The organism is Aeromicrobium sp. A1-2, from assembly GCF_003443875.1.
Classification (GTDB): Bacteria; Actinomycetota; Actinomycetes; order Propionibacteriales; family Nocardioidaceae; genus Aeromicrobium.
Genome location: NZ_CP027482.1, coordinates 2605087 through 2618825, shown reverse-complemented (window position 1 = coordinate 2618825; position 13739 = coordinate 2605087). Strand labels below are relative to the sequence as shown.

Below are 13739 nucleotides of genomic sequence, written 5' to 3'. Positions count from 1 at the left end.
ATCACCGATGCAGGACGGGGTCGGCTCTGACAGGGTGGAGGCATGGCGTTGATCGAGGCTCGCGGACTGGGCAAGACGTTCGGATCCACCCGTGCAGTCCATGACCTCTCGTTCGAGGTCCACCCGGGCAGCGTGACGGGCTTCCTCGGGCCCAACGGCTCGGGCAAGTCCACCACGATGAGGCTCATGCTGGGGCTCGACAAGGGCGACGGGGTCACGACGTTCGACGGCAAGACGTTCGCGGAGCTGGACCGGCCCATGCGCCACGTCGGCGCGCTGCTGGAGGCCAAGCCGTTCCACCCGACCCGGCACGCCCGCAACCACCTGCGCATGTTGGCCGCTCCCAACCGGATCCCCGACCGACGAGTCGATGTGGTGCTCGAGATGGTGGGGCTGACCAGCGTGCAGTCCGGCAAGCCAGGCAAGTTCAGCCTGGGCATGGGACAGCGGCTCGGCATCGCCGCGGCCCTGCTGGGCGACCCGCACACGCTGATCCTCGACGAGCCCAGCAACGGGCTCGACCCGCAGGGAATCACCTGGCTGCGGACGCTGCTCAAGCACCTCGCCGGCGAGGGTCGCTCGGTGCTGGTGTCGAGTCACCTGCTGCAGGAGATGGCGGTGCTCGCCGACGAGCTGGTCGTGATCGGCCGCGGCCAGATGCTGTCCAACGGTCCGGTCACGGACTTCGTGTCCGCCAGCGGGCTCACGACGGTCCAGGTGCGCACACCGGACGGCGCGCTGCTGATCCCGGCGCTGACCGCGCTCGGCGCGACGACCGAGCAGGTCGACGGGCTGCTGGTCGTCAAGGGTGCGACGGCCGAGCAGATCGGCGACGCGGCGTTCGACGCCGGTGCCCGGCTGCACCGACTGGCGACGGTCGACGCGACCCTGGAGGAGGCGTTCCTCGCCGCGACCGGGATCGCCGAGGAGTTTCGTGGCACCCAGGGCGGGGACGGTGGCCAGGCATGATCGACGCGTTGCGCTATGAATACGTCCGGCTGCGGACGATCCGCTCGACCTACTGGCTGATCGGCCTGGCGCTGACCTTCCAGCTCGTCATGAGCATGCTGATCGCGTGGCGCATGTCCGTCGCGGCCAACCCGCCACGTGCCGGTGACGCCTTCGACATCGTCGCGACGATCGGCGCCTCGACGGGTCTCGCACCGCTGTTCATCGCCTACGTCCTGGGCCTGCTGGGCGTGTTCTCGGCGGGTCACGAGTATCGCCACGGCATGATCCGGGCGACGTTGACGGCGGTGCCCAACCGCAGCCACGTCTTCTTCGCCAAGGTCGTGTCGACCGCGCTCGTGGCCGCCGCGGCGGCGCTGGGGTGCATCGCGATGGGGCTGCTGTCCGTCGTCGTGTTCGGGCTCGACCTCCCCGAGATCGGCGAGGTCGTCGACCTGACGATCGGCACCGTGGCCTTCACGACGTTGTTCACGCTCTCGGGTCTGGCGTACGCCGCGCTGACCCGCAACCAGACCGCTGCCGTCGCGTTGCTGATGCTGATCCCGTCGCTCGTCGAGCAGATCGTCCGGGCCATCGTGCTGGCGATCAAGGCCGCGTCGGACGATCCGCTCGGCTCGGGTGGGCTCGTGCAGATCCTGAAGTACCTCCCCTACGACGCGGGAGGTCAGATGTACACACGAGCGTCGATCGGCGACCTGCTGCAGTTCTTCGGCGTCGTCCCGTTCGGAGCGGTCGGCGGAGGTGTCGTGATGCTGGTGTTCGTCACCGCGCTGCTGTCGGGGGCATACGCCCTGTTCCTGCGCCGGGACGCCTGAACGTCGCTGCGCAGACGGGACGTGCCATGATTCGGCGGTGGACGGCACCCTCGACGACGCGATGCACGTGCTGCACCGCGACCGGCTTCGGGCCGCAGGGACCGAGGCCTCCGCGCTCGACGCCCTGACCTGGCGGCGCGTTCGCGACCCGCTGCCGCAGTGGTGGCACGACCAGGGCAATGCGCTCTACCTCGGCGAGGGGGCGCGGCTGCCCGACCACGTGCTGTCCGACCTCACGACGTTCCCCCTCCGCAACGTCCTGATCGCGGTCGGCTCACCCATGGACTGGTTGTCGTCGCTGCTCGTCGGCGGCGACGGTGCCACGGTCTTCCTCGACCGTCGCTGCGCCATGACAGCAGGCGAGATCTATTGCGGCGGCGAGTCCAGCATCGTGCTGCACGGTCCGGTCGTCGCGACGCGCAGCGCGATCGTCGACGCCCGCAACGGGGGGAGCATCCTGGCGCTGGCCGATCAGCTGTGGGCCGCGAACGTCTACATCGCCACCGATGACATGCACCGTCTCGAGGACCCTCGCACGGGGGAGCGGATCAATCCTTTCGGAGCGCACATCCGGCTCGGCCGCCATGTGTGGCTGTGCCGGGACGCGGTCGTCACGGGGCACGCCGAGATCGGCGACGGTGCCGTGGTCGGGATGCGGAGCATGGTGCGAGGTCAGAAGGTGCCCCCCAACGCCGTGGCAGCCGGCTCGCCGGCCCGGATCGTCCGTGAGGACGTCGGATGGAGTCCCGACGACCTGCCGTGATCTTCGGGCGCGCGCACCTCTGGCATGCTGACCTCTCATCCTCGGGAAAGGTTGTTCCGTGATTCGTCGCGCCGTCGTTCTGCTGTTCGTCGTCCTGGTCCTCACTGCCTGCAGCGGGTCAGAGCCGATCAGCTCGGCTGGGCCAGCCCCGGCGCGGGACGACACGGTGGAGGAGCTCAAGGCCGCACTGCCGACAGCTGATGACGTGGACGGTGCCCGTGCTGTCACGACGACGTGCCCCGACGGCGGCAGCGAACGATGTGGCACACGAGTGTCGGAGGGGCAGCAGGTCAGCCGCTTCTTGGAGCTCTCCCCGGTGACCGGGACCTCCTCCGCGGACGTCGAGCGGGCTGAGAAGGACACGCTGCTCGACGACATCGTCTTCGTCAGCGCCTGGAAGCACGAGACCGATGCCGCTGCGAAGAAGTCGATCGCGATGTTTCGGTCCGGGCAGGAAATGTACGAGGGGTCGTACGACATCGAGCAGGAGAGGGGCGAAGGGCGGGTCTCGCCGGCGCTGGCAGGGACCGGGACGATCGAGACACTGACCCTCGGCGAGTGGTCGGGTCTGATCGGCAACCGGCGTGGCACGTTGACGTTCGACGACCAGACCGAGGGCCGGGTGGCGTCCGAGGCATCGGTGAGAAGTGGGGCGTACGCGGTCGTGGTCACCGTGGAGATCCTGCGTGAGGGACGACCGGACGGCCATGCCGAGAAGCTCGCCCGCGAGGTCCTCGGCGACTACCTCGAGCGACTCGGCTGACGGAGCGTCCCTGCTGAACGGGACGCGCCCGCTGCGCTCGTCCCCTGGTTTCACCGTGACCCCCGTCACAACCCGACGTACACTCGCGGCATGGGGACCAGGAACGATCTCGCGATGCCGCCGGGAGCCGATCCCGAGACGCTGTCGCGACACCTCAACGTGGCCCATGACAAGTTCGTGAGCATGGGAACCGCCGATCCTGGACTGCGACGACTGGTCCTGGAGTCGTGGCAGCGGAGCGTGACCGGTGGTCTCGACCCCGAGCAGTCGTTGGCCCCGATCCGGCTTGACGACGAGCAGCTCGCCGCGATCCGCGACTCCCACCCGTTGGCGGCCGGCATGCCGGTCATTCGAAGGCTGCTGGTCGAGAGCGCCGCAGAGTCCGGACTGCTCGTCGCGGTCAGCGATGCCGCGGGTCAGCTCCTGTGGGTCGAGGGCAGCGCGTCGCTACGCACCCGCGCCGAAGCCATGCACTTCATCCCCGGAGCGGACTGGAGCGAGGCGAGCGCCGGCACCAACGCCCCCGGCACGGCTCTCGCGCTCGATCGGCCCGTACAGATCTTCGGGCCCGAGCACCTGGCGCGGCAGGTCACGCCGTGGAGCTGCTCGGCCGCCCCGATCCACGACCCCGACACCGGAGCGATCCTCGGCGTGCTCGACCTGACCGGCGGCGCCGAGGTGGCCACTCCGCAGAGCCTGACCCTGGTGCGTGCGACGGTCGCCGCTGTCGAGGCCGAGCTACGGATCGAGCGACTCAGCCCCTCCCGCCCCACGTCGGTGCCCTCCAGCGACTGGTCGATCCCGTCGCTCGACGTCCTCGGGGGCCATGGCGCGACGCTGCGGCACGGCACGACGACGACCCGGCTGAGTCTTCGGCACAGCGAGATCCTGCTCCTGCTGACCGAGTCGGACGACGGCATGACGACCGCCGAGCTCGCCGTCGCGCTGAGCGATGACGAGCAGGCCCAGGTCACGGTCAGGGCCGAGCTGTCCCGTCTGCGGACCGTGCTCGGTCCGGTCGAGCTCGCCTCGCGCCCCTATCGGCTGCTCAACGCGATCGGGACCGACGTCTCTCGGGTGCGCGAGGACCTGGTGGCCGGGCGCCTGCGCAGCGCGGTCGCGCACTACCGCGGTCCGGTCCTGCCGTCATCGTCCGCACCGGGCGTCGAGCAGCTGCGCGACGGGATCCACATGTATGTCCGATCGTGCCTGCTCGCCTCCGACGATGCCGACGCGCTGCTGTCGTTCGCGGACACCGCCCACGGGCGCGACGACTACGAGATCTGGGAGCGGGTCCTGGCGATCCTCCCACCCTCGTCGCCGCGCCACGCTCAGGTCGTCGCTCAGGTCGACCGGCTGGACCGCGAGCTCGGCTAGGTTCCCGGCCGCCGCAACTTCCTTGCAACGGGGGTGTGACTAGCGTCACTTAAGTCCCACCCAAGTCGAAGGAGTTCCCATGAGTGTGTACGCCCAGCCCGGAACCGAAGGAAGCGTGGTCACTTATAAGCCGCGCTATGACCACTGGATCGGTGGAGAGTACGTAGCCCCCGTCAAGGGTCAGTACTTCGAGAACCCGTCGCCGGTCAACGGCAAGGTCTTCTGCGAGATCGCCCGCGGCACGGCCGAGGACATCGAGGCAGCGCTCGACGCCGCCCACGCCGCCGCGCCCGCCTGGGGCAAGACCTCGGTGGCCGACCGCGCCAACATCCTGAACCAGATCGCCGACCGCATCGAGCAGAACCTCGAGATGCTCGCGGTCGGTGAGACGTGGGACAACGGCAAGCCGGTGCGCGAGTGCCTCGCCGCCGACCTGCCGCTGGTCGTCGACCACTTCCGCTACTTCGCCGGCGCGATCCGCGCCCAGGAGGGCTCGCTGTCGCAGCTCGACGAGCAGACCGTCGCGTACCACTTCCACGAGCCGCTCGGCGTCGTCGGCCAGATCATCCCGTGGAACTTCCCGCTGCTCATGGCGACGTGGAAGCTCGCTCCTGCGCTCGCCGCGGGCAACGCGATCGTGCTCAAGCCGGCCGAGCAGACGCCGGCATCGATCATGCTGCTGATGGAGCTTCTCGCCGACATCCTTCCCCCCGGTGTGCTGAACGTCGTCAACGGCTTCGGCGTGGAGGCCGGCGCCCCACTCGCCTCGAGCAGCCGGATCCGCAAGATCGCCTTCACGGGTGAGACCACGACGGGTCGGCTCATCGCCCAGTACGCGAGCCAGAACCTCATTGCGGCGACGCTCGAGCTTGGTGGCAAGAGCCCGAACATCTTCTTCGAGGACGTCGCGAGCAAGGATGACGCTTTCTACGACAAGGCCCTCGAGGGCTTCACGATGTTCGCGCTCAATCAGGGCGAGGTCTGCACCTGCCCCAGTCGCGGGCTGATCCAGAACTCGATCCTCGACCAGTTCCTGCCCGCCGCGACCGAGCGGGTCAAGGCCATCAAGCAGGGCGACCCGCTGGACACCGACACCATGATCGGCGCCCAGGCGAGCAACGACCAGCTCGAGAAGATCCTGTCCTACTTCGAGATCGGCGTGCAGGAAGGCGCTCGGATCATCACCGGTGGCGAGCGCACCGACCTCGGTGGAGACCTGTCGGGCGGCTACTACGTCGCACCGACGATCTTCCAGGGCCACAACAAGATGCGGATCTTCCAGGAGGAGATCTTCGGCCCCGTCGTCTCGGTCACGGGTTTCGACGACTATGCCGAGGCGATCGACATCGCCAACGACACGCTCTACGGCCTTGGCGCCGGAGTCTGGTCGCGGGACTCGAACACGGCGTACAAGGCCGGTCGGGACATCCAGGCCGGTCGGGTGTGGACCAACTGCTACCACCACTACCCGGCTCACGCGGCCTTCGGTGGCTACAAGTCGTCCGGCATCGGTCGCGAAAACCACAAGATGATGCTCGACCACTACCAGCAGACCAAGAACCTGCTGGTCTCGTACAACGAGAACAAGCAGGGCTTCTTCTGATGGGTGCCCACACCCTGAGGCACGCGTGACGGTGGAACGCGTCGCGATCACCCCGCAGGCTGCGGAGCTCCTCCGCAGCCTGCGGGACTCGCACGCGCAGCCCCTGATGTTCCACCAGTCCGGCGGGTGCTGTGACGGTTCCGCGCCGATGTGCTTCACGCAGGGCACGTTCATGACCGGGCACCAGGACGTGCATCTCGGCGACCTGGAGTACGGAGCGACCGAGGTCGCGCCGGTGTGGATATCGCGCGAGCAGTTCGCGTACTGGTCGCACACGCACATCACGATCGACGTCGTCCCGGGTCGCGGAGCGGGCTTCTCGATCGAGGGGCCGACCGGCAACCGGTTCATCATCCGGTCGCGCATCTTCACCGAGGAGGAGACAGCAGAGCTGAGCACGTACGCCGCCCCGTGAGCCGGGTCTCGGCAGCTTCGGGGAGCGACTGTCGTCATGACCGGGCGGGTGGACCCTCTTGACCTCTGAAGGACTCGGCGCTGCCGGCGTCCCTGTCACTGTCGGTCCACCTGAGGAATTGTCGTGCCCACTCCCAAGCTCCGCCCTCTTCGTCCCTGGCTGGCTGTCGCGGTCCTCGCGGCCGGAGTGCTCATCGGCACCGGTGGGGCCGCCCAGGCGGCAGTGGGCAATGACGGTACGACCCAGCCGACCGCCGCGGCCTCGTGCTGGGAGGCCAAGCAGGTCAACTCCTCGGCGCCCGGCGGCGTCTACTGGATCCTGACCCCGCAGCTGCAGGTCCCGACCGAGATCTACTGCGACATGACGACGGACGGCGGCGGCTGGGAGCTCGTCGGCCGGGGCCGCGAGAATTGGACGTACGACTACAACGGCGCAGGCACGCCGGCGCAGGTCGCCGGGACCGTGACCGGCACGGGGGCGTTCTCCCCGCGCCAGCTCGACGCGAACGTCATCAACGGGCTGATGGGTGGCCGTCGCTTCGACTCGTTCTCCGACGGTGTCCGGGTCCGCCGGGCGACCAACCAGAGTGGCACGAACTGGCAGGAGACCCGCTGGACGTACAAGTCACGCGATCGCTGGACGTGGGCGCTCGGCGCGGGGCTCGGCATCGCCGCCGCGAACCTCGACGGCGTCGCCGCCAGCAACACCACGACGTACGAGTTCGGATCCGACTCGGCCTACCGCCGACTGTGGACGTACGAGTCGTCGAAGAACAACTATGTCCGCGGCTTCAACTTCGGGCAGAACGGCATCGGGTCGACCTCGGCGAGCAGCTACATCTACTCCTCGGCCTCGAATGGCTACTACGGCAGTCCATTCTCCCAGGTCTTCATCCGGCCCAAGCTGCGCACGAGCGACCTGACCTTCGCCGCGATCCCCAGTGCCGGCACCGCCGCGCAGACCATCAAGGCCGTTCCGCGCAACGGCTCGCTGACCTCCGACTGGGGCGTCACAGGCCTCGGGGCCGCGGGCGGCGCAGAGACTGCGTCCGAGGTCCAGGCGTTCGCGCAGATCGGCAACGTCATGTACGTCGGCGGCAACTTCACGACGGTGCAGAAGGGTGCGAACGCCACCGGCGCCGAGAAGGTGGCACGGCCCTACCTGGCGGCGTTCAACGCCACGACCGGCGACTACATCCCCGGCTTTGCTCCCGTCCTGGACAACCAGGTCAAGTCGCTGCTGGCCCTGCCCGACGGACGACTGGCCGTCGGCGGCGAGTTCACCAAGGTCAGCGGCGCAACGCGCGCGGGCCTGGTGGTGCTCAACCCGACGACCGGAGCCCTCGACACGAGCTGGCAGGCCAACGTCGAGAACCGTATGACGGCTCCCACGGTCTCGGTGCGGGGCCTGGACACCGATGGCACCTACCTGTATCTGACCGGCGCCTTCACACACCTGGTCAAGCCGGGCATCTCGGACCGCTACGCCAAGGGCGCGGCCCGGATCCAGCTGTCGAACGGTGTACCGGACAACAGCTGGAATCCCGAGTTCAACGGCACCGGCACCGCGCTGGACGTCAGCGACGACAAGAGCCGGGTCTACTTTTCGGGCTATTTCACGACGGCCAAGGGTGTGACGGCCGACCGCGCGGCCGCGTTCAGCACCGCAACCGGCGCCCCGCGGATCACGCCGACGTGGCAGCCGACGTTCAGCACGGCTGGATCGGCCCGCTATCAGCAGGCGATCAAGCAGGTTGGCAACAAGGTCTGGCTCGGCGGCTCGCAGCACAGCATGTTCTCGTACAACACGGGCACCTTCGCGCTGGAGAACAAGCACATCACCAAGGCCGGCGGCGACATCCAGGCGATCGAGAAGGGCAACGGGCTGGTCTTCGCGGGCTGCCACTGCCTCAACTGGAACTACTCCGACACCGCCTTGTACGACTCGACGAGCCCGGGCTCGACCAACATCAGCTGGTCCCAGGCAGACAAGATCTTCTTCGTCGGCGCCTGGGACGCCACGACAGGTGACTATGTCCCCGACTTCACACCCGAGATGAAGGCGCGCAGCGGTCGGGGCGCGTGGGCGCTGAAGGTCGCCGCCGACGGCACCCTGTGGGCCGGTGGCACCATGACCTCGGCGGTCAAGGAGAACGGCAGCAACGGCTGGGTCGGTGGATTCGTGCGCTTTGCGGCACGTCCGCACACGGCGCCCGGCAAGCCCGCCGGGCTTGCGGTCACCGCAACCGGTGCCGACGCGAAACTGACGTGGAGCGCCAGCTCGACGTCGGGTGTGACGTACGAGGTGCTGCGCAACGACCGCGTCGTGGCGACGACCTCGTCGACGACCACCACGGTCGCGGGCTCGGCGCCCGGCGACCGATTCTTCGTGCGGTCGGCCGATGATTGGGGCAACCGATCCGCATCGACCGCAGGTGTCACCCCGACGACCACGGCCACGACGACGCTGCTGTCGAGCGCGGCGACCTGGGCGTACTTCTTCGATTCCGCAACGTCCCTGCCGAGCACGTGGCGCGAGTCGTTCTACGACGACTCCTCGTGGCAGACCGGTACGGCGCCCCTCGGCTGGGGCAGCGGACCCATCTCGACCAACATCGACGTCACCCCGGCGAGCGCCCGCGCGCTGACGTCCTATCACCGGACGACGTTCACGATCCCGGCCGGCGCGAAGTACGGCACGGTCGACCTGACGACCCGGGCCGACGATGGTGTCGCGGTGTACGTCAACGGCACCGAGGTAGGGCGGTCGAACCTCCCGGCCGGCACGTTGACCAGCGGCACGTACGCGCTGTCGGCGCCGAGCACCTCGACCGCGGCGGCGTCCCCGGCGAAGTTCGAGATCCCGGTGTCACTGCTCAAGATCGGCTCGAACTCGGTGGCCGTCGAGGTCCACTCCAACTACCGGTCGACCAGCTCGACCAGCATGGACGCCGCGATCGTCGCGACGGCCGGCGCGAACGCTCCTCAGCCGGCAAGCCAGGCGGTGGCGCTGGTGCCGGCCCGATCGACGTGGTCCTATCTGTTCGACCGGGACGTCACGGTCCCGGCCGGCTGGGCTGAGGCTTCCTTCGACGTCAGTGGGTGGTCGACCGGAGCCGCGCCACTGGGCTGGGGCACCGGTCCGATCGCGACCGACATCGACACACCGACGACCGGCGATCGCGCGCTCGCGTCCTACTACCGACGGACCTTCGACGTGGCCGACCCAGCCTCGATATCGGCGCTCGAGATCACGACTCGTGCGGATGACGGCGTCGTGGTCTATGTCAACGGCATCGAGATCGGACGGTCGAACCTGCCTACGGGGGACGTGAGCCCGAACATGTACGCACTCTCGGCTCCCAACACCGCGACAGCCATCGCGAACCCGGTGACCCTCGACGTCCCGCTGTCGGCCATCCGCGCCGGCAAGAACGTCATCGCGGTCGAGATGCACTCGCACTACCGCTCCACGCCGAGCGCGAGCATGGACCTGGCCCTGATCGCGATCTCATGACCGGGTCCGGCACCGGCGCCCGCGCGGCCTACCAGGAGCTTGCTCGAGCGCAGAAGAGCGGCGCAGGCGTTCCCTGGTACATGCGAGCGGTCAATCGTCGACTGGGCAGGGGACTCGCCGCGGTGGCGGCACAGGGACGGCTGACCCCCAATCACATGACCGCCGCCAGCTTCGCGGCCTTCCTGGGCGGTGCGACGGTGCTGGTCACCGCCCGGCCGGGGATCACGATGGCGATCGGCGCGATGCTCCTGCTCCAGCTCGGCTTCGCACTCGACTCCGCCGACGGGCAGCTCGCTCGCCTGCGTGGCGGCGGGTCGCCGGCGGGGGAGTGGCTGGACCACGTCGTCGACTCCGCCCGGCACCTGCTGTTCCACCTCGCGATCCTGGTGGGGCTGCACCGCTTTACCGACGTGTCGGACGCGGTCCTGTTGATCCCGTTGGCCTTCGCCCTGGTTGCCACGGTCCGCTTCTTCGCCCAGATCCTGGCCGAGCAGCTCGCGGGCCGTGACCCGGTTGCCGGTCGGGGGGCCGTGCCGCGGTTCCATGCCTGGATCCAGACACCGGCGGACACCGGGCTGGTCAACCTGGTCGTGCTCCTGTGGCCCTGGAGCACGGCCTTCCTGTGCGCATACGGGCTGCTGGGCGTGCTCAACGCGCTGCTGCTCGCGGCAACCCTCGTGCGCCGACACCGCGAGCTTCTGTCGCTCTCGGCAGGTGCGGCGTGAGTGCCACGACCGCCTCCCGTTCCGCGGTCGCCACGACCGACGCGGACCGCGACAGCCTGCCGGCGTGGCCGGTCCTCGCGCTGCTGTGGGGCTTCCCGATCTTCTGGACGCTCGGCGCCACCGTCATTGCCGGCGTGCTGCTCTCGGTCGTGATGCTGTCCTTCCTCGCGCACAGCCGCGCCGTGCGGTTCGTCCCCGGTGTCTACGCGTTCACGGCGTTCGTCGTCTGGGTCGTCCCGTGCGCCGTCATGATCGACTCCACGGCCCGCATGCTGGGCCTGCTCTACCGCTTCTCGATCCTGGCCGTCGTCGGCACGGCGTTCGTCTACACGATCAGTGCGGGTGTGGCCCTGAGCCGGCGCCGGATCGTCAATGCCCTGACGTTCGTGTGGTTCGTGACGATCGCCGGCGGACTGCTGGGAATGGCGTTCCCCGAGGTGCGGCTGACCACCCCGGTGGGTCTGCTGCTCCCCGACTCGCTGACCGGCAACGAGTACGTCCGCGACCTGTTCTTCCCACCGTTCGCCGAGGTCCAGCACCCCTTCGGATCGCCGCAGACCTTCGTCCGACCGTCGGCGCCGTTCCCCTACGCCAACAGCTGGGGAGTCGCGATCGTGCTGCTGACCCCTGTCGCCGTCGCCGCCTTCATGATGACCCGGTCGCGACCGCTGCGTGCTGCGGTCGTCGTGGGCCTGGCCGCCATGATCGCTCCCGCGATGGCGACGGGCAACCGCGGGATGTTCGCCGGCCTGGCGCTCGCTGCGGTCTACGTCGTGGTCCGCCTCGCGCTGCGTGACCGAGCGGCTCCGGTCCTGACGATCGCGATCCTGGGGGCCATCGGTGCGGTGGTCCTGATCGGCAACGGGCTGCTGTCCCAGATCTCGACCCGTCAACAGTACGGCGACTCCTCCGGCACACGGTTCTCCCTTTATCAGGAGACCTTCACGCGGACGCTCCAGTCGCCGCTGCTCGGCTACGGCGCACCACGTCCTTCGCCCTCCCAGGAGATATCTCTGGGCACCCAGGGCTACGTCTGGATGCTGATGTTCAGCTTTGGGTTCGTGGGGCTGACCCTGTTCCTGCTGTTCCTCTGGGGCACGACCTTGCGGACGATGCGAGCCCCGGGTGATGTCGATCTGGTGCTCCACAGTGTGCTCGTCGTGGCGAGTGTCATCATCGTGGTCTACGGGCTCGACATCATGCAGTTCCTCACGATCATGCTGGTCGCCGCGGTCCTGCTGCGCCGGCGCTACGGACTGGACGAGACGGGCTCCGGCCCTGCCATCGCCGATGGCTGACCTGACGATCCAGTCGCGCGGGATCGCCTGGGCAGGTGTCGTCAACCTGGCGGGCGGTGCCACGGGCTCGCTGATCGGTCTCCTGCTCGCCGCAGTCATCGGCCGACACCTGGGCACCGAGGGGGCGGGCACCTACTTCCTGGTGGTGGCGGTCTTCATGATCGTCTCGAACGTCACCGAGCTGGGCGCCGACACCGGGCTCGTCCGGTACGTCTCCGCCGCTCGCGCCCGTGGACGCCTGGCCGACGTTCCCGCTCTGGTCCGGATGGCGGTGGCTCCGGTCCTCATCACCGGCGTGGTCCTCGTCGCCGTGGTCGCGGGGGCCACCTCGACGTATCCCGATCTGTTCGCGCCGTTGCCCGGCGGGCTGATCGTCATCGCGGCCGGTGTCGCGGTGCTGTCGGCTCTGCTGGCGGTCACACTCGCGATCTCGCGGGGACTCGGCGACGTCGTGTCCTATCCCCTTCTGCAGAACATCACCCTCCCTGTGATGCGGCTGCTCGGCGTGGGCGTGGCAGTCCTGGCCGGCTGGGGTGTCATCGGGGTGCTCGGCTCCTGGTTGGCGCCGGTTGCGGTGGTGCTCGCACTCGCCGTGGCGGCGGTCGCGCGTCTGACGACACGTCACGCCGGCAGCCTGCGTGTCGCACCGGTCCGACCGTCCGACCGGCGGAGGCTTTCGGCCGAGTTCTGGGGCTTCAGTGCAACGCGAGGAGTCGCGGCGGCCGTCGAGATCCTGCTTGAGTGGATGGACGTCATCCTGGTGGGCGCGCTCGCCTCACCCGCACAGGCCGGCATCTACGCCGTCGTGACCCGGTGCGCCCGGGCCGGTGAGGTGATCCAGCAGGCCGCACGGGTGGCGGTGGGCCCGCAGATCAGTGCTGCCCTGGCCCGCGGAGCGACACATGAGGCCCGGGAGATCTACGGCCTGGTGACAGCAACAATGATCTGGCTGGCGTGGCCGTTCTTCCTGGTGCTCGCGATCTTTGGCGACACCGTCCTGTCGCTGTTCGGGCCGGGGTTTTCCGACGGGGCCACCTCGCTCGCGGTGCTGAGCCTCGCGATGGCCTTGGCGACGGCGGCCGGCACGGTGCAGACGATCCTGTTGATGGGCGGTCGCAGCAGCTGGCAGCTGGCCGACAAGTCTCTTGCGCTGACGCTCAACATCGCCCTGGATCTCGTGTTGATCCCGTTGTGGGGCATCGACGGCGCGGCGCTGGCGTGGGCCATCACGATCGTGATCGACACGGTGGTCGTCGTGTGGCAGGTGCAGGGACTCATGGGCGTCAGCCCCGCCGGTCGGCACCTGTGGTCGGCCGCGGCTCTCGCGATCGGCGTCGCCGGCACCCTCACCGTCGGGTCGCGGATCGCCTTCGGCTCGTCGCTGAGCGTCATGCTCGGCACCATTGCGACAGTCGCCGTGGTGTACCTCGTCGTCAGCTGGCCGCTGCGTCACCGGCTTGGACTGGTCGCGCTGGCCGAGCATCGCAGCTGAGCA

General features: G+C 68.8%; 11 protein-coding genes. All 11 read left to right on the top strand.

All coding sequences use genetic code 11. The features are described from left to right. Positions 1-42: 42 nt before the first annotated feature. The 11 genes from C6I20_RS12750 (at position 43) to C6I20_RS12705 (ending at position 13736) form a co-directional block, all read left to right on the top strand. Positions 43-969 (top strand): ATP-binding cassette domain-containing protein, encoded by a 927-nt coding sequence (locus tag C6I20_RS12750; RefSeq protein ID WP_216822888.1) that lies wholly within the window; start codon positions 43-45, stop codon positions 967-969. After that, the gene (locus C6I20_RS12745; protein ID WP_118396412.1) at positions 966-1784 is read left to right on the top strand and encodes an ABC transporter permease; all 819 of its coding nucleotides are present in this window, start codon (positions 966-968) and stop codon (positions 1782-1784) included. The genes C6I20_RS12750 and C6I20_RS12745 overlap by 4 nt, the downstream gene beginning before the upstream one ends. Positions 1785-1821: 37 nt before the next feature. Further along, on the top strand, positions 1822-2547 hold the full coding sequence (locus C6I20_RS12740) for a hypothetical protein (protein WP_254052135.1): 726 nt from the start codon (positions 1822-1824) through the stop codon (positions 2545-2547). Positions 2548-2605: 58 nt separating this feature from the next. Then, positions 2606-3310 (top strand): hypothetical protein, encoded by a 705-nt coding sequence (locus C6I20_RS12735; protein WP_118396410.1) that lies wholly within the window; start codon positions 2606-2608, stop codon positions 3308-3310. 90 nt (positions 3311-3400) lie between these two features. Beyond that, on the top strand, positions 3401-4687 hold the full coding sequence (locus C6I20_RS12730) for a GAF domain-containing protein (protein ID WP_118396408.1): 1287 nt from the start codon (positions 3401-3403) through the stop codon (positions 4685-4687). A 79-nt stretch (positions 4688-4766) separates the two neighbouring features. Beyond that, complete coding sequence (locus C6I20_RS12725) at positions 4767-6290, top strand: aldehyde dehydrogenase family protein (RefSeq protein ID WP_118396406.1); 1524 nt, start codon at positions 4767-4769, stop codon at positions 6288-6290. A 25-nt stretch (positions 6291-6315) separates the two neighbouring features. After that, a complete protein-coding gene (locus C6I20_RS12720; protein WP_371682640.1) occupies positions 6316-6705 on the top strand; it encodes a DUF779 domain-containing protein in 390 nt (129 codons plus the stop codon). A gap of 123 nt (positions 6706-6828) precedes the next feature. Continuing rightward, on the top strand, positions 6829-10221 hold the full coding sequence (locus C6I20_RS12715) for a fibrinogen-like YCDxxxxGGGW domain-containing protein (RefSeq protein ID WP_118396404.1): 3393 nt from the start codon (positions 6829-6831) through the stop codon (positions 10219-10221). Further along, a complete protein-coding gene (locus tag C6I20_RS12710; RefSeq protein ID WP_118396402.1) occupies positions 10218-10946 on the top strand; it encodes a CDP-alcohol phosphatidyltransferase family protein in 729 nt (242 codons plus the stop codon). Before C6I20_RS12715 ends, C6I20_RS12710 begins: the two co-directional genes overlap by 4 nt. Next, entirely contained in the window at positions 10943-12244 is a 1302-nt protein-coding gene (locus C6I20_RS17155; RefSeq protein ID WP_162891318.1) for an O-antigen ligase, read from the top strand. Before C6I20_RS12710 ends, C6I20_RS17155 begins: the two co-directional genes overlap by 4 nt. Then, positions 12237-13736: an oligosaccharide flippase family protein gene (locus tag C6I20_RS12705; RefSeq protein ID WP_162891317.1), complete on the top strand. Its 1500-nt coding sequence runs from the start codon at positions 12237-12239 to the stop codon at positions 13734-13736. The genes C6I20_RS17155 and C6I20_RS12705 overlap by 8 nt, the downstream gene beginning before the upstream one ends. The last annotated feature ends 3 nt before the right edge of the window (positions 13737-13739 follow it).